The 17,374-nt window shown below is 70.7% G+C and carries 12 protein-coding genes; 10 read left to right on the forward strand and 2 right to left on the reverse strand.

Features of this window, described 5'->3' with window-relative positions:
* Window positions 1-93 precede the first annotated feature (93 nt).
* From E8D38_RS01935 to E8D38_RS01945, 3 genes are all read left to right on the forward strand, one after another.
* On the forward strand, window positions 94-2,223 hold the full coding sequence (locus tag E8D38_RS01935; RefSeq protein WP_181178890.1) for a DUF1631 family protein: 2,130 nt from the start codon (window positions 94-96) through the stop codon (window positions 2,221-2,223).
* Window positions 2,224-2,292: 69 nt separating this feature from the next.
* Complete coding sequence (locus tag E8D38_RS01940; RefSeq protein WP_140626033.1) at window positions 2,293-3,810, forward strand: capsule assembly Wzi family protein; 1,518 nt, start codon at window positions 2,293-2,295, stop codon at window positions 3,808-3,810.
* A 37-nt stretch (window positions 3,811-3,847) separates the two neighbouring features.
* Window positions 3,848-6,121, forward strand: coding sequence for a patatin-like phospholipase family protein (locus E8D38_RS01945; protein WP_140626034.1), 2,274 nt, complete (start codon window positions 3,848-3,850; stop codon window positions 6,119-6,121).
* A gap of 15 nt (window positions 6,122-6,136) precedes the next feature.
* Here the strand turns inward: E8D38_RS01945 and E8D38_RS01950 are convergent, their stop codons facing one another.
* Window positions 6,137-8,248 carry an XrtA/PEP-CTERM system-associated ATPase gene (locus E8D38_RS01950; RefSeq protein ID WP_140626035.1) on the reverse strand — a complete coding sequence of 704 codons (2,112 nt, stop codon included), beginning with the start codon at window positions 8,246-8,248 and terminating at the stop codon, window positions 6,137-6,139.
* A 180-nt stretch (window positions 8,249-8,428) separates the two neighbouring features.
* Window positions 8,429-9,139 carry a ribosome biogenesis GTP-binding protein YihA/YsxC gene (gene yihA / locus E8D38_RS01955; protein WP_140626036.1) on the reverse strand — a complete coding sequence of 237 codons (711 nt, stop codon included), beginning with the start codon at window positions 9,137-9,139 and terminating at the stop codon, window positions 8,429-8,431.
* A gap of 53 nt (window positions 9,140-9,192) precedes the next feature.
* On the opposite strand from yihA, the gene E8D38_RS01960 reads away from it, so the two are divergent.
* The 7 genes from E8D38_RS01960 to E8D38_RS01990 all read left to right on the forward strand — a co-directional run bounded on the left by E8D38_RS01960 (window position 9,193) and on the right by E8D38_RS01990 (window position 17,372).
* Window positions 9,193-9,810 (forward strand): c-type cytochrome, encoded by a 618-nt coding sequence (locus tag E8D38_RS01960; protein WP_140626181.1) that lies wholly within the window; start codon window positions 9,193-9,195, stop codon window positions 9,808-9,810.
* A gap of 363 nt (window positions 9,811-10,173) precedes the next feature.
* Window positions 10,174-11,199 carry a Tle-like phospholipase domain-containing protein gene (locus E8D38_RS01965; RefSeq protein ID WP_140626037.1) on the forward strand — a complete coding sequence of 342 codons (1,026 nt, stop codon included), beginning with the start codon at window positions 10,174-10,176 and terminating at the stop codon, window positions 11,197-11,199.
* Window positions 11,200-11,248: 49 nt separating this feature from the next.
* Window positions 11,249-11,608 carry a hypothetical protein gene (locus E8D38_RS01970; protein WP_140626038.1) on the forward strand — a complete coding sequence of 120 codons (360 nt, stop codon included), beginning with the start codon at window positions 11,249-11,251 and terminating at the stop codon, window positions 11,606-11,608.
* Window positions 11,609-11,688: 80 nt separating this feature from the next.
* Entirely contained in the window at window positions 11,689-12,696 is a 1,008-nt protein-coding gene (gene msrP / locus E8D38_RS01975; protein WP_140626039.1) for a protein-methionine-sulfoxide reductase catalytic subunit MsrP, read from the forward strand.
* A gap of 7 nt (window positions 12,697-12,703) precedes the next feature.
* Window positions 12,704-13,375: a protein-methionine-sulfoxide reductase heme-binding subunit MsrQ gene (locus E8D38_RS01980; RefSeq protein ID WP_246099307.1), complete on the forward strand. Its 672-nt coding sequence runs from the start codon at window positions 12,704-12,706 to the stop codon at window positions 13,373-13,375.
* A gap of 69 nt (window positions 13,376-13,444) precedes the next feature.
* Window positions 13,445-15,163, forward strand: a complete 1,719-nt coding sequence (locus E8D38_RS01985) for a diguanylate cyclase (RefSeq protein ID WP_140626041.1) — start codon at window positions 13,445-13,447, stop codon at window positions 15,161-15,163.
* 43 nt (window positions 15,164-15,206) lie between these two features.
* Window positions 15,207-17,372 carry a hypothetical protein gene (locus tag E8D38_RS01990; protein ID WP_140626042.1) on the forward strand — a complete coding sequence of 722 codons (2,166 nt, stop codon included), beginning with the start codon at window positions 15,207-15,209 and terminating at the stop codon, window positions 17,370-17,372.
* Window positions 17,373-17,374: the final 2 nt, after the last annotated feature.

Below are 17,374 nucleotides of genomic sequence, written 5' to 3' on the forward strand. Positions count from 1 at the left end.
CGGCACACGGGCAAGCCATGGAGGGCCGCAGCGATGCGGCCCTTTTCCTTTTCATGGCCACCCATAATTCACGGCATCCCGACGGCCCCCGACATGAACCAGCCCCAGCCCCTGCTGCAACGACATCTCGACGACAGCCTCGCGCACGCCCTGCAGTGGCTGCCGCTGGTCCTGCAGGACACCCAGCAGGCGCTCGTCGCCGGCAACGCGCCGGCCCTGCGCAGCGCCGGCAAGGGACAGCTGGCCGAGGTGGTGGGCGCGCTGCAGAAGCTGCAGCCGCAGCTGGTGCGCCGCACCGTCGACGAGCTGCGCGCCCGCGCCGTCGAGGCCGGCGGCGCAGCGATGGCGCCCAAGGCGCCCGGCGCGTTCTCGCTCGATTCGCTGCAGCTGGTGGACGAGAACCAGGCCGAGCAGGACATCGAGGTCATGCGCATGGTGCAGCTGGCCGAGCTGTCGGCCGAGTGGGAGCTGCGCGAGCTGCAGGCGCGCACCGCCACGCTGCGCGGCGAGCGCGACATCCGCGCTGAAGCGAACCCGCTGCGGCCCGAGATGGTGGCGCGCGCCTTCTGGGAGGCGAGCGGCGAGCTCGGGCTCGCGCCCGAGGCGCGGCTGCTGCTGGTGCGCGCTGCCGGCGAACCCATGGCGCGCGGCTTGCGGGAGGCCTACGCGCAGGGCCTGAAGCGCCTGGAAAGCTGGGGCGTGCAGCCCGCCGCCTACCGCGCCGTCCAGTTGCCCGGCCGCGCCGTACCGCCCAGTGCGGCACCGCCGAACTCCGGCTTCGACCTCACCCGCCCCGGCGCCCTCGACGAGCTGGCCGGCGGCCGCAGCCGCGGCGGCGACGCTGCCGGCGCAGTCCCGCTGTCCGCGGAAGCCGCGGCGCGCCTGAATGCCGCACTCGACCGCGTGCTGGCGCAACTGCCGGCCGGCGATGCCGGCGCAGCCAACCTGATCCGCGCCCACCAGGCGGCGCTCGACGGCGCCGCGCGCAACGATGGTGACCGGCACGTCGTCTCCCTGCTGGCACAGCTGTTCGAAAGCATCCTGAACGACGCCACGCTGCTGCCGGCGGTGCGCCAGCGGCTGGCACGCCTGCAGAAGCCGGTGCTGACCATCGCGTTGCACGACACCCGCCTGCTGGACGACCACAGCCAGCCCAGCTGGCGGCTGATGAACCGCATCGCCTCGCATGTGATGGGCTACAGCGACCCGGCCGACCCGCGGCTGGCGCCCTTCCTCACCGACCTCGACCAGCTGCTCGATCCGCTGGCTGCGGCACGCACGCCGGAAGCCGCGCAGCATGCCGAGGCGCTGGCGCAGCTCGAAGCGATGGCGCTCAAGCACCTGCGCATGGAGCAGCGCGCCGCAGGCTCGTCGATCGAGAAGCTGCGCGCGGCCGAGCGCCGCGAGGAGCTGCAGGCCGCCTACCGGGAGCAGCTGGGCGCGCAGCTCGCGAGCAGCCCGGCGGCGCTCGATGCGTCGCTGCGGCGCTTCCTCGTCGAGACCTGGAGCCTGGTGCTGGCAGAAAGCAGCTTGCGCGACGGCGCGGCTGCGGCCTCCACCGCCCAGTTCGCCCAGACGGTGGATCACCTGCTGGGCAGCCTGCAGCCGCCACGCGGCCCGGACGAACGCAGCCGCCTGGCCGCCTCGGTGGCACCGCTGGTGCAGCGGCTCAAGGACGGCATGGCGCTGATCCGCCTGCCCGATGCCGAGCGCGAAGCCGTGCTGCGGGCCCTGATGGCACGCCACGCCGAACTGCTGAAGGGCGACGCGCCGGCCCGCACGCGCGACCTCACGCCCGAGGAGATCGTGCAGCGCATGCGCGACGAGATGCTCGACGATGCGCCGAGCGGCAGCACGGTCGGCGGCGACTCGCTGCTCGACGTGAGCGCGCTCGAGACCGTGCCGGCCGAGCTGATGTCCGACCCGACCCCGGCCGCGGCCAGGCCCGGCGCCTGGCTCGACCGGGTGAACACCGGCACGTGGTGCCAGCTGGCCCTGCAGGGCGGCTGGACGCCGCTGCGGCTGCTGTGGGTGAGCGAGGCGCGCAACCACTGGCTGTTCAGCAGTGCGCCGGGCGTCATGCATTCGTACACCCGCCGCGCGCTGGAGCGGCTGGCCAGCGAACGGCTCGCGGTGCCGCTGGAAACCCGCAACCTGCTCGAACGCGCGGTCGACGCGCTGCTGGCCGGCGGCCGGGCTGTGTCGCCGCCAGCAAAGGCGTAGCAAGGGGTTACGCCCACATCGCCGAGGCGCGAGGCCTGTGGCAAGGTTGGCCGCTTTGCCGCTTGCTTCATGCCTGCCACCTTCGAGCCGCTGCGCCGCCTGGCGGCGGCGACCTTCATCGCCCTCTCCTGCGCCGCAGTCGCGCCGCTCGCTTGGTGCGGCAGCCCCGCATTGCTGGACCCCGGCAACGCGGCCCTGCGCGACGACCTCGCCTGGCTGGTCGATCGCGGCGCGCTGCAGCTGTCGCTCGGCACCTGGCCGATGACCGTGTCGCTGGTGGAGGACTCGATCGCTCGATGCGACTGCACCGGCCTGTACCCCGAGGACCTGGAAGCGCTGGCCCACGTGAAACGAGCGCTGCAGCGGGCGCGCGCGCGTTCCGTCACTCTCGGGACTCGGCTCAACAGCGCGCGCCATCCGGCGATCGACCCGCTGGTGCCGGCGCGCGGACGCGGGCAGGTGTCGGTGGCCGCGCAAGAGGGCGGCGATGACTGGGCGGTGCGACTGCAGGGCAACGCGGTGGCGCAGCCGCTGGCCGCTTCGGACAGCCGCGCCACGCTCGACGGCAGCTATGCCGCATTCAACGGCCCGGGTCTTGTCGTGGCCCTGGCGGCGGTGGACCGCTGGTGGGGCCCCGGCCAGCATGCCAGCCCCATGCTGTCCAACGCGGCGCCGGCCGTGCCCACGCTGCTGCTGCGGCGTGCGGCCGAAACGCCGTTCGAGTCGCCCTGGCTGAGCTGGGTCGGCCCATGGAGCTACGAGCTTTCGGTCGGGCGCCTGCAGCACTACCGGCCGTCCGGTACCCACACCCTCACGATGCGGCTGAGCGCGCGCCCCCTGTCGGGCCTCGAACTGGGTGCGAGCCGCTACGTCTACTGGGGCGGCGCAGGGCGGCCCACCAGCCTGGGCTCGCTGTGGCGTGCCTTGGCCGGCGACTCCAACGTCGACGATCCGGCCACCGAGACCGACCCCAGCAATGAACTCGCCGGCATCGACATGCGCTGGTCGCCGCCCATCCTGATGGGCCCCAGCCTCTCGATCTACGGCCAGGTCGTCGGCGAAGACGAGGCGAATGCGTCGCCGTCGCACCTGATCGGCACCTTCGGCGTGCAGGCCAAGCAGCCCGTCGCCGGGCACCGGCTCGAGTTCACGCTCGAAGCCAGCGACACCGAGCTTGGCCGCCTGTGGGGCATGGCCGACGGCCGGCACGCGGCGCCGGCCTACCGGCACAGCGCCTACCCCCGAGGCCACTACCACCAGGGCCTGCCGATCGGCGCCTTCTTCGGCGGCGGCGGCCGTTCGCTCGGCGCAGGACTGTCCTGGGTGCCGCCCGACAACGGCCATGGCCTGCGCTTCCATGTGCGCGGCTGGCGGGCCTGGCTGGGCGAGCGCGGCTTCGAGGCCATCAACGCCGCCTATGGCCACAGCGGGCGGCTCGACGGCGCCCTGCTGCGGGTGCAGGGCGACGCTGCGGCCTCGGGGCTGCGCTGGCATGCCGCCCTGTCGGTGCAGCGGTATGCCGCCGGGCCGCGTCGCAGCGTGGGGCTGCAGGCCGGCATCGAACTGCCGATCGACCCAGCCGACTGAAATCGCGCGCGCCCTCGGCAACGCAGAATGCGGGCCTATGCATCCTGCGACCTTCCTGCTTGGCGCCGCCGTCGCCGCCACCCTATGCCTGGCCGGCCCCACGTTTGCCCAACACGCCGCAACCGCCGGCCCCAGCGCCACGACGGCCGCCGCACCGGCGCGGCCGGTGGTGCCGCCGAACCGGCCTCGCATCGGCCTGGTGCTTTCGGGCGGCGGCGCGCGCGGCCTGGCCCATGTGGGCGTGCTCAAGGTGCTGGAGCGGCAGCGCGTGCCGATCGACGTGATCGCCGGCACGTCCATGGGCGCCATCATCGGCGGGCTGTATGCCAGCGGCATGAGCGCCGAGCAGATCGAGCATGAACTGCTCAAGGTGCACTGGGACGGCGTGTTCGCCAGCCGCGTGGAGCGGCAGGAGCTGTCGCAGCGCCGAAAGGAAGAGGACTTCGAAGTCTCGCCGGTGCTCGAGATCGGCATGCGCGACGGCGAGCTGCGCGTGCCGCTGGGCACGCTGTCGAGCCGCGGGCTGGAGGCGCTGCTGCGGCGCTACACGCTGCCGGTGCGCAACATCAGCGACTTCGATGCGCTGCCGATTCCGTTTCGCGCCGTGTCCACCGACATGGAGACCGGCGAAGCGCGGGTGCTGAACAGCGGTGACCTGGCGCTCGCGCTGCGCTCGTCGATGTCGGTGCCGGGCGTGTTCGCGCCCATCGAGGTCAACGAACGCATCCTGGGCGACGGCGGGCTGGTCAACAACCTGCCGGTGGACGTGGCGCGCCAGATGGGCGCCGACATCGTGATAGCGGTCAACATCGGCACGCCGCTGGCACCGCGCGAGACGCTCGGCTCGCTGCTGGGCGTGACCACCCAGATGATCAACATCCTCACCGAGCAGAACGTGCAGCGCAGCCTCAAGACGCTGACCCCGCGCGACGTGCTCCTGGCCCCCAAGCTGGGCGAGCTGACCTCGGGCGACTTCGCCCGCACGCGCGAGCTCATCGCGGCCGGGGAGACGCACACCGAGTCGCGCAGCGGCGAACTGGCGCGCCTGTCGCTGGACCCGGAGGCCTACCTGGCCTGGGCGGCTTCGCGGCCGGCCACCGGCCAGCCGGTGGCGATGTTGAACTTCATCGAGTTCAAGGGCAGCGAGACCACCAACCCGCAGCGTTTCGCCGGGCAGCTCGAAAGCAGGCCCGGCCAGCCCTTCGACACGGCCGCCGCCGAGCGTGACGCGCGCCGCCTGGCCGCCACCGGGGACTACGTGCGCGCCGACTACCACCTCGTCAGCACGCCCGAAGGCGATGGACTGCTGTTCGACCTGGAGGACAAGCCATGGGGCCCGAACTACTTCCGCATCGGCCTGGACATGTTCACCGACTTCCGTGGCCGCAGCGCGTTCAACCTCAAGATCGCCCACAACCGCCACTGGACCGATGCCAACGGCAGCGAGTGGCGCAACCGCATCCAGATCGGCGAGCGGCCACGCTGGTTCACCGAGTGGTACCACCCGATCGGGCAGACCAACGACTGGTTCGTGTCGACCTATGGTGACGCGAGCCGGCGCAGCTACCCGGTCTACACCGACGGCCGCGAGGACGGCCGCTACCGCCATACGGTGGGACGGCTCGGGATCGACCTCGGACAGCCCTGGGGTCGCTGGGGCGAGCTGCGCGGCGGGCTGGTGTACACAGCGCTGCGGGACTCACCCGAGCTGGTGTCATTCTCGAACCCGCAGGCCGACCAGGTGGTCACCAGCCGCGAAACCGGCGTGCGGCTCGCGCTGGCGGTGGACCAGCTCGACTATGCCTACTTCACCCAGAGCGGCTACCGGTTCACGCTGTCGACCGTGCTGGGCCGGCAGAAGCCGTCGAACGGCGAGGAAAAGCGGCTCGTCAACTTCGAAGGCGAAGGAAGCTATGCGCGCACCTTCGGCCGCCACACCTTCAATGTGCTGGGGCGCTGGCAGCAGGCCAACGTGCCCACTGCGGTGGGCCGCGGCCGCTATACCCTGGGCGGCTTCCAGCAGCTGTCGGGCTACCTGCCCGGCCAGGTGGAAGGCAACTACCTCGCCTTCGGACGCCTGAGCTACTACGCGAGGCTCACGCCGCCGGCACTGACGCGCGGTTTCTTTGCCGGCGCCACCGTGGAGGCCGGCAACGCCTGGAGCAGCCGCTCGAGCATGGACGTCGGCGACCTGCGCTACGGCAGCAGCATCTTCCTGGGCGCCGACACCGGCATCGGGCCGCTGTACCTCGGATTCGTGCATGCGCCGCGGGGCGACCACGGCGTGTACCTGTTCCTCGGCCGGCCCTGACCGGAAGAGAGGTCTTCAGCGCACCTTGTCGGTGGCCTGGTTGCGTTCGGCGACGGAACGGCGCAACCAGCGGCGCAGGTGGTCGGCCACGCGGTTGACGACCTCGGCGTCCCAGGCGACCGCGTCGTCGCGTTCGCCGTGGCGCATGAGCGCCTCGCGCAGCCAGCGTTGCAGCTGCTCCACCGGGCGGCCCGCGCTGCGCAGCTGCGTCAGATCGATGCTGGGCACGCTCAGCACCTTGGCCTCTTCTCCCAGCTCCACGTCGCTGGTGATCACGCAGGTGGCGGCGCGCAGCAGGCCCACCCGTTCGAGATAGCCCAGCGACGGCAGCACCACCACCTGCGCGTCGAGCAGCTGCCTGGTCCAGCCACCGCTGTCGATCTGCGCCTGCTCGGCCGCGCTCACCAGCCAGATCACCGGCACCTCGGCCGCCGCGGCACACACCACCTTCATGAGGCTGGTGGTGTCTTCGCCGCTGGCCTGCTGCGCCAGCACGCCGGGCGCGAGCAGCAGGAAACCGGCCGCCGACGGCATGGTCACGTTCTTCATGCCGGCGCGGCGCAGGGTCACTTCCGGCGGCACCAGGTGCTCGGCCAGCTGGCGCAGCACGTTGCCGGCCAGGTCGCCGACGAAATGGATGCGGTCCGACGGCACGCCTTCGCGGTACAGCGCGTAGTGCACGCTGAGGCGGTCGGTGTAGAGCACGTCGGCAATGCGGTCGAGCAGCACCGAGTTGAGCTCGGCACCGGCTTCGCTGCCGACGACCTGTTGCCGGGAGCCGGCGTCGAAACGCGCCAGCGGCAGGCCGCGCTTGCGCGCCACCAGGCTGCAGGCCAGCAGCGCATCGCTCGAGCCCATGGCCAGCACCGCGCGCGGCGCGTACTCGTCGATCACCTGCGAGAAGGCGCACAGCATGCTCGCCGCATGGTCGGCGAAACCATGGCGGCCTGTCGCCACGAACTGCAGGTCGAGGATCGGGAAGTTCAGCACCTCCATCACGTCCTCGACCGAATGCACGCCTTCCTCTGCGCCGGTGTGCACGATCAGGGTGGGCGGCAACGCGTACTGGCGCTTGGCCTCGAGCCCCTGCGCCAGCGCCACCGCCTTCAGGTAGTCGGCCGGCGTCTGGGTGAGCAGCAAGATCGGGTTGGCCAGCTCGGGCAGCGGGCCGCGCACCCGGCGGCGGATCATGTCTTCGGCACCCAGCAGTGCCGCAGCCGGCGGCAGCGCCGTGGCGGCGCTGCGTGCGGGGGCCGCCGGTGCGGCCGGCCCGTTGCTGCTGACCACGCGCGCCACCGGGTTGACCGACTCGCCCACCTCGCCGCGGATCTCGTTGGCGGCGGCGCGTACCGTGGCCTCGTCGACGTTGTTGTCGTTCGACAGGAACGCGCCGAGCAGCAGCCGGTTGCACAGCAGGTTGATGCGGCGTGGAACGCCGGCGGTCCAGCGATGGATCTCCTCGAAGGCGCCCTCGGCAAACGACGGCGTGTCGGTCCAGCCGGCGCGCTTGAGGCGGTGCTCGATGTAGGAGCGGGTCTCGCCCGCATCGAGCGGCCCCAGGTGGCAAGAGGCGATGACGCGCTGCCGGAACTGCTCCATCGACGGCGACTCGAGCATGCGCCGCAGTTCGGGCTGCCCGATCAGGAAGCTCTGCAGCAGCGCGTGCCGCTCGAGCTGGAAGTTCGACAGCATGCGCAGCTCTTCGATCGCCGCCAGGCTCAGGTTCTGCGCTTCGTCGACGATCAGCAGCGCCCGGCGGTTGCTCGCGGCCAGCGCGGTGAGGAAGCCCTCGAGCGAGGCGATCAGCTGCGCCTTCGATGCGCCCTGCGGAGCCGGCACGCCGAAGGCAGTGAGCACGGCCTGCAGCAGCTCGCTGGGGTCGAGCTGGGTGCTCACCACCTGCGCAGCGACGATGTCCTCGCTCTCCAGCCCGGCCAGCATGGTGCGCACCAGCGTGGTCTTGCCGGCGCCGATGTCGCCGGTCACCACGATGAAGCCCTCGCCCTGGTAGACGCCGAACTTCAGGTAGGCGAGTGCATTGCTGTGCCCGCGGCTGTCGAAATAGAAAGCCGGGTCAGGGTTCAGCTGGAAGGGGGGTTCCTTCAGCCCGAAATGAGCTTCGTACATGCGAAACGCCGAGGGAGTGACGGGTCCGCATGCGGGCGGGCCCAAGTTGCGCGAGCTTACCGCCAGCCCGCGACAAACTGCACCCCATCCCCCCGCGAATGAACGAGAAGGAGCCCCGGGCGACCGCCCCTCCGGTTGGGGGGTGGATTTCAGCCGTGGACCAGCCTCGGTGGCTTGCCGCTACGCCGCGGCGCTCGGCGGTGCCGGCACCCAGGCGCGCAGGGTCTGGGCCACGTCCTCGACGCCGGTCTTGTTGAGCGCCGAAAACAGCGTCACGCCCACGTCGGCCTCGTCGGTGGCCACCTCGCCCAGCACCGCCTGCGCATTGCGCAGCGCCTCGGCCGACTCCTTGCGGTTGAGCTTGTCGGCCTTGGTGAGCAGCACCAGGAGCTTCACCTCGCCGGTGCCCACGCGCGGGGCGATGAAGCCCAGCAGCTGGCGGTCCAGGTCGGTGAAGCCGTGGCGGGAATCGACCATCTGCACCACGCCGGCCAGATTGCGGCGCACTTCGAGGTATTCGGCCATCACTTCCTGCCAGCGCAGCTTGGCGGCGCGCTCCACCTTGGCATAGCCGTAGCCGGGCAGGTCGGCCAGCAGCGCCTGTGCGCCCTCCTTCGGCCCCAGCTCGAACAGGTTGACGTGCTGCGTGCGGCCCGGCGTCTTGGAAGCGAAGGCGAGCTGGCGCTGCTGGGTGAGCGTGTTGATCGCGGTGGACTTGCCGGCGTTGGAGCGCCCCACGAAGGCGATCTCGGGCAGCTCGGTGACCGGCAGGTGGTGCAGCTGCGAGCCGGTGGTCAGGAAGCGTGCGGTGTGCATCCAGGCCAGCGCGGCGCGGGCCTCCGGCGAGGGCGTGTGATGTCGGGGGAGCTGGGGGGAGGCGGGCGCGTTCATGGGGCATTGTAAAATCCGCGGGTTTTGCACAAGAACCGCCCAAGCCCACCATGATGAAGATCATCGCCTCCGTGCTCCTGGCTGCCGCCGTGGCGGCCCCGGCTTCTGCCGCCGAGACCAAGCCCGCTGCGAAGCCCGACCTGAAGAAAGGCGAGGCGATCTCCACGCAGGTCTGCGGGGCCTGCCACACCGCCGACGGCAATCGCGGCGCACCGGCCAACCCCATCATCGCGGGCCAGCATCCCGAATACATCGTCAAGCAGCTGTCCGAATTCAAGGCCGGCAAGCGCGTGAACCCGGTGATGCAGGGCTTCGCGGCGCAGCTCAGCGACGACGACATGAAAAACGTCGCCGCCTTCTATGCGAGCAAGAGCGCCAAGCCGGGCTTCGCCAAGAACAAGGACCTGGTGAAGCTCGGCGAGAAGATCTACCGCGGCGGCATCGCCGACAAGCACGTACCCGCCTGCGCCGGCTGCCACAGCCCCACCGGCGCCGGCATCCCGTCGCAATACCCGCGCCTGGCCGGCCAGCATGCCGACTACACCGAGGCCCAGCTGAATGCGTTCCGCCTGGGCGGCCGCAAGAACAACGCCCAGATGAGCACCATCGCCTATGCGATGAACGAACGCGAGATCAAGGCGGTGGCCGACTACATCGCCGGCCTGCGCTGATCGAACGACAAGCGGACCTCCCCCGACAAGAAGGCCGGTTGATTCAACCGGCCTTCTTTTTTTGGTCGCCTGCATGGCGCCTGCACCGCTTCGCTTTCTCGCAGGCCGTTTCGCATCGCAGCGCCAGCCTGCGCATGAGGCCCTTCACCATGCCGTCGGCTCGCCAGTGGGCGGGCCGTCCAGCATGCGGAGAAGGAAGCTTTGTCGAACTCTCTGGAAGGAATCGGCTGGCGTGCCCCTCCAGCACTGAACGCCCCGGGCGCTTCCGAGCGAGGGGCCGAAACGAATGGTGCGCAGGCTCCGCCCTCGAGCGCCTTCGCCGAATTGCGTCGCGCGCCGAAGGCTTCGGCCGACACGGCGGCAATGCGCCTGCGAAGCCCATTGCCTTCGACGTCGAAGCAGCAGGGCCTCACGGCGCCGCCGACCTTGCCTGCGCCGCTGCCGGCGCAGACCAACGATGCCTGGAGCCCCGCGCAGAAGCTGGCCTTCGACCATGCAGGCAAGGCCGGCATGGGCCCGTCGGACGCGATCCAGCTGACCCGGGTGGTGGCCATCAAGGAACAGGTCGACTCGCTGACCGCCAGGCTGCCGGAAATCCGGCTGACCCAGCCGGAGACCGCGAGCCGGATCGAGCAGTTGGCGGCGCTGTTCGACCAGGCGCTGCTGGCCCGCGACGTCTACTACAACGAATCCGTTCCCGGGCTCCTGCCGAAGGGCTGTTCACGCCTGTCCGAGGCAGAGCTTGCAGGGCTGAACCTGAGCCAGAAGGATCTCGTCAACGAGAAGTCGGGGTATTTCGCCGCGGTCTACAAGACCGGCGAAGGCCGCTACCTGCTGGTGAATCGGGGCACGGAGGCCGGCAAGGAGGGGCGCCGGGACTGGGGCGCCAACTTCAAGCAGGGCGTCGGCCTGGGCTCCCACCAGCACACCCAGGCCATGCACGCCGCCAGGCGGATCACGCAGGCAGCACCGGGACAGGTGTCTTTCGCGGGCCACTCGCTGGGCGGCGGCCTGGCCCAGGCGCAGGCGCTGGTCACCGGCCACAAGGCCACGGTGTTCAACGCAGCAGGCCTTCATTCGCGGACGGTGAAGCCCTTCGACACCGATCTGAGCAACGCCAGGAAACTGATCAGCGCCCACAACGTCCGGGGCGAGGTGCTGAGCACCATGCAGGACGCGGCCGGCAAGCTCATGCCTTCGGCCCGCGGAGAGCGCCAGCGGCTGTCCGCCGTGCGCACGCCGCAGGAGGCGGACGGCCTGCAATGGAGCGAAGGAAGGATGGGCCGGCTCAGCGCGGCCAAACACACCGTGGGGCTGCATTCGATGGACAGCGTGATCGCTTCGCTGGGCTGGCAGTTGAACCAGCTGCAGCATGCCACCACCCCATGAGGCCGGCTCACGGGCGTATAGTGGCCCGATCTCCCGAACGCCAGCCGCCATGCCCTACGCACTGCGCACCCGCGACGGCCTGATCGCCAGCCTGCACCGCGAACCCGAGCCGGGCGCCGAATTCCTGCCGCCGGACCATCCCGACGTGATGGCATTCCTGGGCCGCGAAGACCAGGCGAGCAGGTTCGCGAGCATGGACGCCGGGCTGGTGCGCGTGCTCGAAGACCTGGTGGACGTGCTGATCATGCGCAACGTGATCCGCATCACGGACCTGCCGCCCGAGGCGCAGCAGAAGCTGTTCGATCGCAAGCACTTCCGCGACCGCATGCACAAGCACTCGCTGAGGCTGTTCGAAGGCACCAACTTCGGCGCCGACGACGTGATCCACACCGACTTCGGCAACCTGTAAGGTCCGGGCGCTTCCGCACGACAGACGCGGAACCGCCTCGTGCGTCCCGCCTCGAACCGTGACCGTCCCGGAGACCTTGCATGCTGATCCGCCGCCACACCCGCACCGACAACGGCTTCGTCCATCCCGTCCCGTCCGAAATCACGCCCCGCGCCGCCTATGAGCAGCGGCGCGACTTCCTGCGGCTGGCCGCCGGCGGCGCGGCAGGCGCCGCACTGGCCGGCTGGGCCGCCCGCGATGCCTTCGCGCAGGCCACCGCCCGACCCAACAAGCTGGCCGCCCTGCCTGCCACCCGCAGCACGCTGCCCGGCGCCGTGGTGATGGACAAGCAGACCTCCTACCAGGACGTCACCGGCTACAACAACTTCTACGAGTTCGGCACCGGCAAGGAAGACCCGGCGCGCCATGCCGGCTCGCTGAAGCCGCGGCCCTGGACCGTGACCATCGAAGGCGCAGTGAAGAAACCGCAGACGCTCGACCTCGACGCGCTGCAGAAGCTGTCGGCCATGGAAGAGCGCATCTACCGGCTGCGCTGCGTCGAAGGCTGGTCGATGGTGGTGCCTTGGGTCGGGTATTCGCTGGCCGAGCTCATCCGGCGGGTGGAGCCCACCGGCAATGCGAAGTACGTTGAATTCGTGACGCTGGCCGACCGGGCCCAGATGCCCGGCCTGCGTTCCGGCGTGCTGGACTGGCCGTATGTCGAAGGCCTGCGCCTGGACGAGGCGATGAATCCGCTCGCGATGCTGGCCTTCGGCCTCTATGGCGAGGTGCTGCCCAACCAGAACGGTGCGCCGCTGCGGCTGGTGGTGCCCTGGAAATACGGCTTCAAGAGCGGCAAGTCGATCCAGAAGATCCGCTTCGTCGAGAAGGAGCCGCGCACCTCGTGGGCGGCGGCCGCGCCGCAGGAATACGGCTTCTATTCGAACGTGAACCCCAAGGTGGACCACCCGCGCTGGAGCCAGGCCACCGAGCGGCGCATCGGCGAAGACGGCATCTTCGCGCGCAAGCGCCCCACGCTCATGTTCAACGGCTACGAACCGCAGGTCGGCCAGCTCTATGCGGGCATGGACCTGGCCAGGTTCTTCTGAGCGCACGGTGACCAGCGCACCGTCGCGCGGGGCCGCGCCTCGCGCCGCCCCGAAAGGCTCGCTTTCCAAGGCCCTGTTGCATCCGGCGGCCAAGCCGGTGCTGTTCGCGGCGGCGCTGCTGCCTTTCGCCCACCTGCTGTGGGGTGCCTTCGCCGGCACGCTCGGCGCCAACCCGGCCGAGGCCCTGATCCGGGGCACCGGCGACTGGACCTTGCGCCTGCTGTGCGCCACGCTCGCGATCACGCCGCTGCGCCAGTGGACCGGGCTGCATGCGCTGGCGCGCTTTCGGCGCATGCTGGGCCTGTTCACCTTCTTCTACGGCTGCCTGCATTTCCTGGCCTACGGCTGGCTCGACATGGGGTTCGTGCCCTCGGACATCGCCCGCGACATTGCCAAGCGGCCGTTCATCCTGGTGGGCTTTTCCGCGCTCCTGCTGATGCTCCCGCTGGCGGCCACCTCGTTCAACCGGGCTGTGAAGGCGCTGGGCGCGCGGCGCTGGCAGTGGCTGCACCGGCTGGTCTACCTGATCGTGCTGCTGGGCCTGCTGCACTTCTTCTGGATGCGGGCCGGCAAGAACGACTTCGCCGAATGGTCGATCTATGCGGTCGTGGTGGCGGTGCTGCTGGGCTGGCGGCTGCACGCCAGCCGCAGGCGAAACCCTGTGGCGAGCCCCCCATGAGTGTGGTCTAGTGACGCGGGGTGCGTGCCCGCAGAATGCGCCGCTCGGGCACTCCCGCCCCCGCCGAGCATGAGCCAGCCCACGTCTTCACCGGTGCAGACGCCCGAACCACCCACGCCGCCGCCCGCCAACCCGCCTTGCGCCGCGCTGCTGGCCGAGGCCGAGCAGGCGCAGGAGCGGGGCGACCACCGCAGCGGTGTGCGCCTTGCAGAGGCGGCGCTGGCCGCCTGCCCTGCCGGAGATCACCCGCTGCGTGCCGCGGCCTTGCGGCAGCTGGCGCTGCACCGCTGGCGGCTCGGGCTGTTCGAAGACGCCATCCTGGCGGCCCGCGAAGCCCTGTCGCTGCTCGACGCCGGAGAAGACAGCGCCCCGCGCTGCGAGGTGCTGTGCCTCATGGCCATTTCCTACAGCGAGATCGGTCTGCAGGAAGAAGCGCTGAAGCAGGCCACCGCCGCCTTCGAACTGGCGCGCCAGCAGGGCGACCGGCTGTGGATGTCGTGGTCGCTCAACCGCATCGGCACCTGCTACGAAAGGCTGGGCGACCCCGCCCAGGGTGAACGCTTCCTGCTGCAGGCGCTGGGCGAGGCCCAGGCGCTGCAGGACGCGGACACCACCTTGACCGCGCTGAACAACCTGATGGCCACCATGGTGGGCTCGCACTACCTGTTTCGCCGGCGCGGCGACGAAGAGGCCGCGGCGGCCGCGCTCAAGAAGGCCCGCCTGTACGGCACCGAGGCGCTGGCACTGGCGCGCCAGACCGGCGACAGCTACCGGCAGGCGGTCACCGGCGGCAACCTGGGCGAAGTGCTCGGGCTGTCGGGCGACCGGCACGCGGCCTTCGAGCTGCTCGACGGCACCCTGGCGATCGCCCGCGCCCAGGGCTACCGCGCGGTGGAGCTGCGCACGCTGCACAGCTGCGGCGAGGTGCTGACCCGCTGCGGCGACCACGAGCCCGCCATCGAGCTGCTCGAGGCGGCGTTGCGCGAGCTCGAGAACAGCGAACATGAAGCCACCCGCATGCGGGTGCATTCGGCGCTGCACCGCAGCTACAAGGCGCTGGGCCGCTATCGCGAAGCGCTCGACCACTGCGAGACCTACCACGCGCTCGAGCTCAAGCGCGCGGCAGCGCAGCACCAGGCGCAGGCACGGCTGATGGTCAACCGCATCGAGGTCGAGCAGGCCCTGTTGCAAGGCGAACGCGCACGACTCGACGCCGAGCGCCAGCGCCTCAAGGCCACCGAGCTCGAGGCAGAGAAGCACCGGCTCGAGGCCAGCGCCCGCGAACTGCACCGCCACGCGCTGGAGGACCAGCTCACCGGCCTGGCCAACCGCCGCCGGGTCGATCGCGACCTGCCGCAGCTGTTCGGCCGCGCCCGGGAACTCGGCCGCCCGCTCAGCATGGCGGTGGCCGACCTCGACAACTTCAAGTCCATCAACGACACCCACGGCCACCTCGTGGGCGACGAGGTCCTGCGCGCGGCGGCGAAGATCTTCCGCGCCAACACCCGGGGCTCCGACGTGCTCGCGCGTTTCGGCGGCGAAGAGTTCCTGCTGCTGTTCGTCGACACGCCGCTCGCGGTGGCGCAGGAAGTCTGCGAGCGGCTGCGTTCCGAGTTCGAAAGCTACCCGTGGCACGAACTCGCGCCCGGCCTGTCGGTGACCATCAGCCTCGGCCTGTGCGACGCGACGCCGGACCCCGACGCAGCTCAGATGCTGGCACGTGCGGACGGGGCGCTCTATGACGCCAAGCGCGCCGGCCGCAATCGCGTGAAGGTCGACCCGACCTGAACCGGCGAGCCGCGCCGATCAAGCCCATGAACCCATCCGACCGATGACCGACATCAACGACCCGAACCTCGCGCGGCTGCGCAGCCGCCTTTCCCCCCGGACCATCGTGCTGGCCCTTTGTGTGGCCACCGCGGCCGCCTGCGGCAGCGGTGGCGGCGGGGCCGACGCAGGCAGCCCGGCGCCGGGCGGCAGCACCCCGACACCAGCCCCCACCCCCATCCCCACACCGCCCCCTGCGTCGGCCGACCTGGCGCTGTCCCTGCTCAGCGGCACCGGCGGCACTGCCGTGCCGTTCACCGTGGGCCAGGCACTGCGCCAGGGCGACGTGCCCCAGGGCTCGACCGTGCGGGCCGGCAACCTGGCCGGCTTCCAGGCGGCCATCCGGAACCGCTGGCCCGACGGCAGCGCGAAGTACGCGGTGCTGTCGGGCCGCGTCGACCTCACTGCCAACACCTGGCGCAGCCTGGCGCTCACCGTGGCCCCCGAGCCCGCGCCGCAGGCGGCCCTGGCCACCGCCGACCTCAAGGCCACCGGCATCACCGCCTCGGTGCAGTTTTCACCGTACGGCACTGCCGGCTGGAGCGGCGGCGACTGGGACACGCCGTTGCAGACACTGGTGTCGGGCCCAGAGATGTCGTCATGGACGTTCCGCAAGCCCATCGGCAGCGATGCGCACCTGGTCGCCTGGCTCGAAGTGCGCGCCTACAAAGGCGGCCAGGTGGAGGTGCTGCCATGGATCGAGAACGGCTACCTGCGGGTGACCGGCCCCACCGCCAAGCCGGGCACGGCGACCTTCACGCTGGGCGGCACGCAGCGCTTCTCGCAGCCGCTCGAGCTGCTCAACCACCAGCGGGCGGTACTCGCCTCCGGCATCACGCTCACGCACTGGCTGGGCACCGACCCGCAGCTCACCGCGCGCCATGGCACGGCCTACCTCATGGCGTCGAAGCTGGTGCCCAACTACCGCGGCGTCACCGCGGCCGGCAGCCCGCTGTTCAACCGCCAGGCCACCAGCTACACGCCGCTGGCGCAGGCCGACTTCCCCGACGCGATGGGCGCGGCCGGCTACGACCGCTCGATCGGCCTGCTGCCCGAATGGGACGTGGCCTACCTCACCAGCGGCGGCGACCCGCGCGCCTGGCGCACGGTGCTCATCAACGGCCATGCCGCCGGCCGCTACGGCATCCACTTCCGCGACGAAACCACCCACCGGCCGATGCGCTTCTCGAGTTACCCGACGCTGGTGCTGGGCAACGGTTCGGGCGTCAGCGCCATCGGCGGCTCCACCACCAACAGCTACACGCCCAACGCCACCGGCGCATCGCCGCCCAACTACACCAACTCGCACCACCCGTCGATGGGCTACATGGCCTACCTGCTGAGCGGCTGGCACTACTACCTCGAGGAAACCCAGTTCCTCGCCACCGTCCACTACCTGAAGCAGAGCGACAACATCCGCAAGACGACGCAGGGCGTGCTCGAGACCAGCACCGGCGCCAACACCACCCGCGGCGCCGCCTGGGCCTTGCGCACGCTCGCGCAGGCGGCCGCACTCACGCCCGACGGCGACCCGCTGCGCACCGAGTTCGTCAACAGCGTCACTGCCAACATCAACCACTACCACGGCCGCTACGTCGCCACCCCAGGCAACCAGCTCGGCCTCGTTCACCCCTACTCCGACTACGAACCCGGCAACGGCGCCTGGCAGTCGGCCATGTGGATGGACGATTTCTTCACCGGCGCCTTCGGCTACCTGAAGGAGCTGCAGGTGCATGACCCGTCGGTCACCGGCAAGCTCGACGCGTTCCTGGCGTGGAAGTACCACTCGGTGATCGGCCGGCTCGGCGGCAGCGGCGCCGCGGCCTTCAGCTACCGCCAGGCCGCGCAATACACGCTCAACTACGCACCCAGCGAATCGGCCGACTGGTCCGGCGGCGCTGGGCCCTGGTACGCCAGCTGGGGAGAGGTGGCGCGGTCGATGAACCTGCCTACCGAAGGCGAGCCCGGCCAATCGCTCGACACGGGCTACCCCACCGACCCGAGGGGCTACTGGGGCAACCTGATGCCAGCGCTGGCCTATGCGGTGGACCACGGCGCCGCCGGTTCGGCCGAGGCCTGGAACCGGGTGACCTCGGCGTCGAACTTCCCGACACAGGCGGCCGGCTACGACGACGACCCGGTGTGGGGCGTGAAGCCGCGCACGAGGTAGCC

Source organism: Methylibium rhizosphaerae (genome assembly GCF_006386545.1).
GTDB lineage: Bacteria > Pseudomonadota > Gammaproteobacteria > Burkholderiales > Burkholderiaceae_C > Pseudorivibacter > Pseudorivibacter rhizosphaerae.

What these genes read in the sequence shown, in the direction of transcription:
- E8D38_RS01935 (WP_181178890.1), top strand. Translation starts at nt 94, where the DNA reads ATGAACCAGCCCCAGCCCCTGCTGCAACGACATCTCGACGACAGCCTC.
- E8D38_RS01940 (WP_140626033.1), top strand. Translation starts at nt 2,293, where the DNA reads ATGCCTGCCACCTTCGAGCCGCTGCGCCGCCTGGCGGCGGCGACCTTC.
- E8D38_RS01945 (WP_140626034.1), top strand. Translation starts at nt 3,848, where the DNA reads ATGCATCCTGCGACCTTCCTGCTTGGCGCCGCCGTCGCCGCCACCCTA.
- E8D38_RS01950 (WP_140626035.1), bottom strand. Translation starts at nt 8,248, where the DNA reads ATGTACGAAGCTCATTTCGGGCTGAAGGAACCCCCCTTCCAGCTGAAC.
- yihA (WP_140626036.1), bottom strand. Translation starts at nt 9,139, where the DNA reads ATGAACGCGCCCGCCTCCCCCCAGCTCCCCCGACATCACACGCCCTCG.
- E8D38_RS01960 (WP_140626181.1), top strand. Translation starts at nt 9,193, where the DNA reads ATGAAGATCATCGCCTCCGTGCTCCTGGCTGCCGCCGTGGCGGCCCCG.
- E8D38_RS01965 (WP_140626037.1), top strand. Translation starts at nt 10,174, where the DNA reads ATGCGCCTGCGAAGCCCATTGCCTTCGACGTCGAAGCAGCAGGGCCTC.
- E8D38_RS01970 (WP_140626038.1), top strand. Translation starts at nt 11,249, where the DNA reads ATGCCCTACGCACTGCGCACCCGCGACGGCCTGATCGCCAGCCTGCAC.
- msrP (WP_140626039.1), top strand. Translation starts at nt 11,689, where the DNA reads ATGCTGATCCGCCGCCACACCCGCACCGACAACGGCTTCGTCCATCCC.
- E8D38_RS01985 (WP_140626041.1), top strand. Translation starts at nt 13,445, where the DNA reads ATGAGCCAGCCCACGTCTTCACCGGTGCAGACGCCCGAACCACCCACG.
- E8D38_RS01990 (WP_140626042.1), top strand. Translation starts at nt 15,207, where the DNA reads ATGACCGACATCAACGACCCGAACCTCGCGCGGCTGCGCAGCCGCCTT.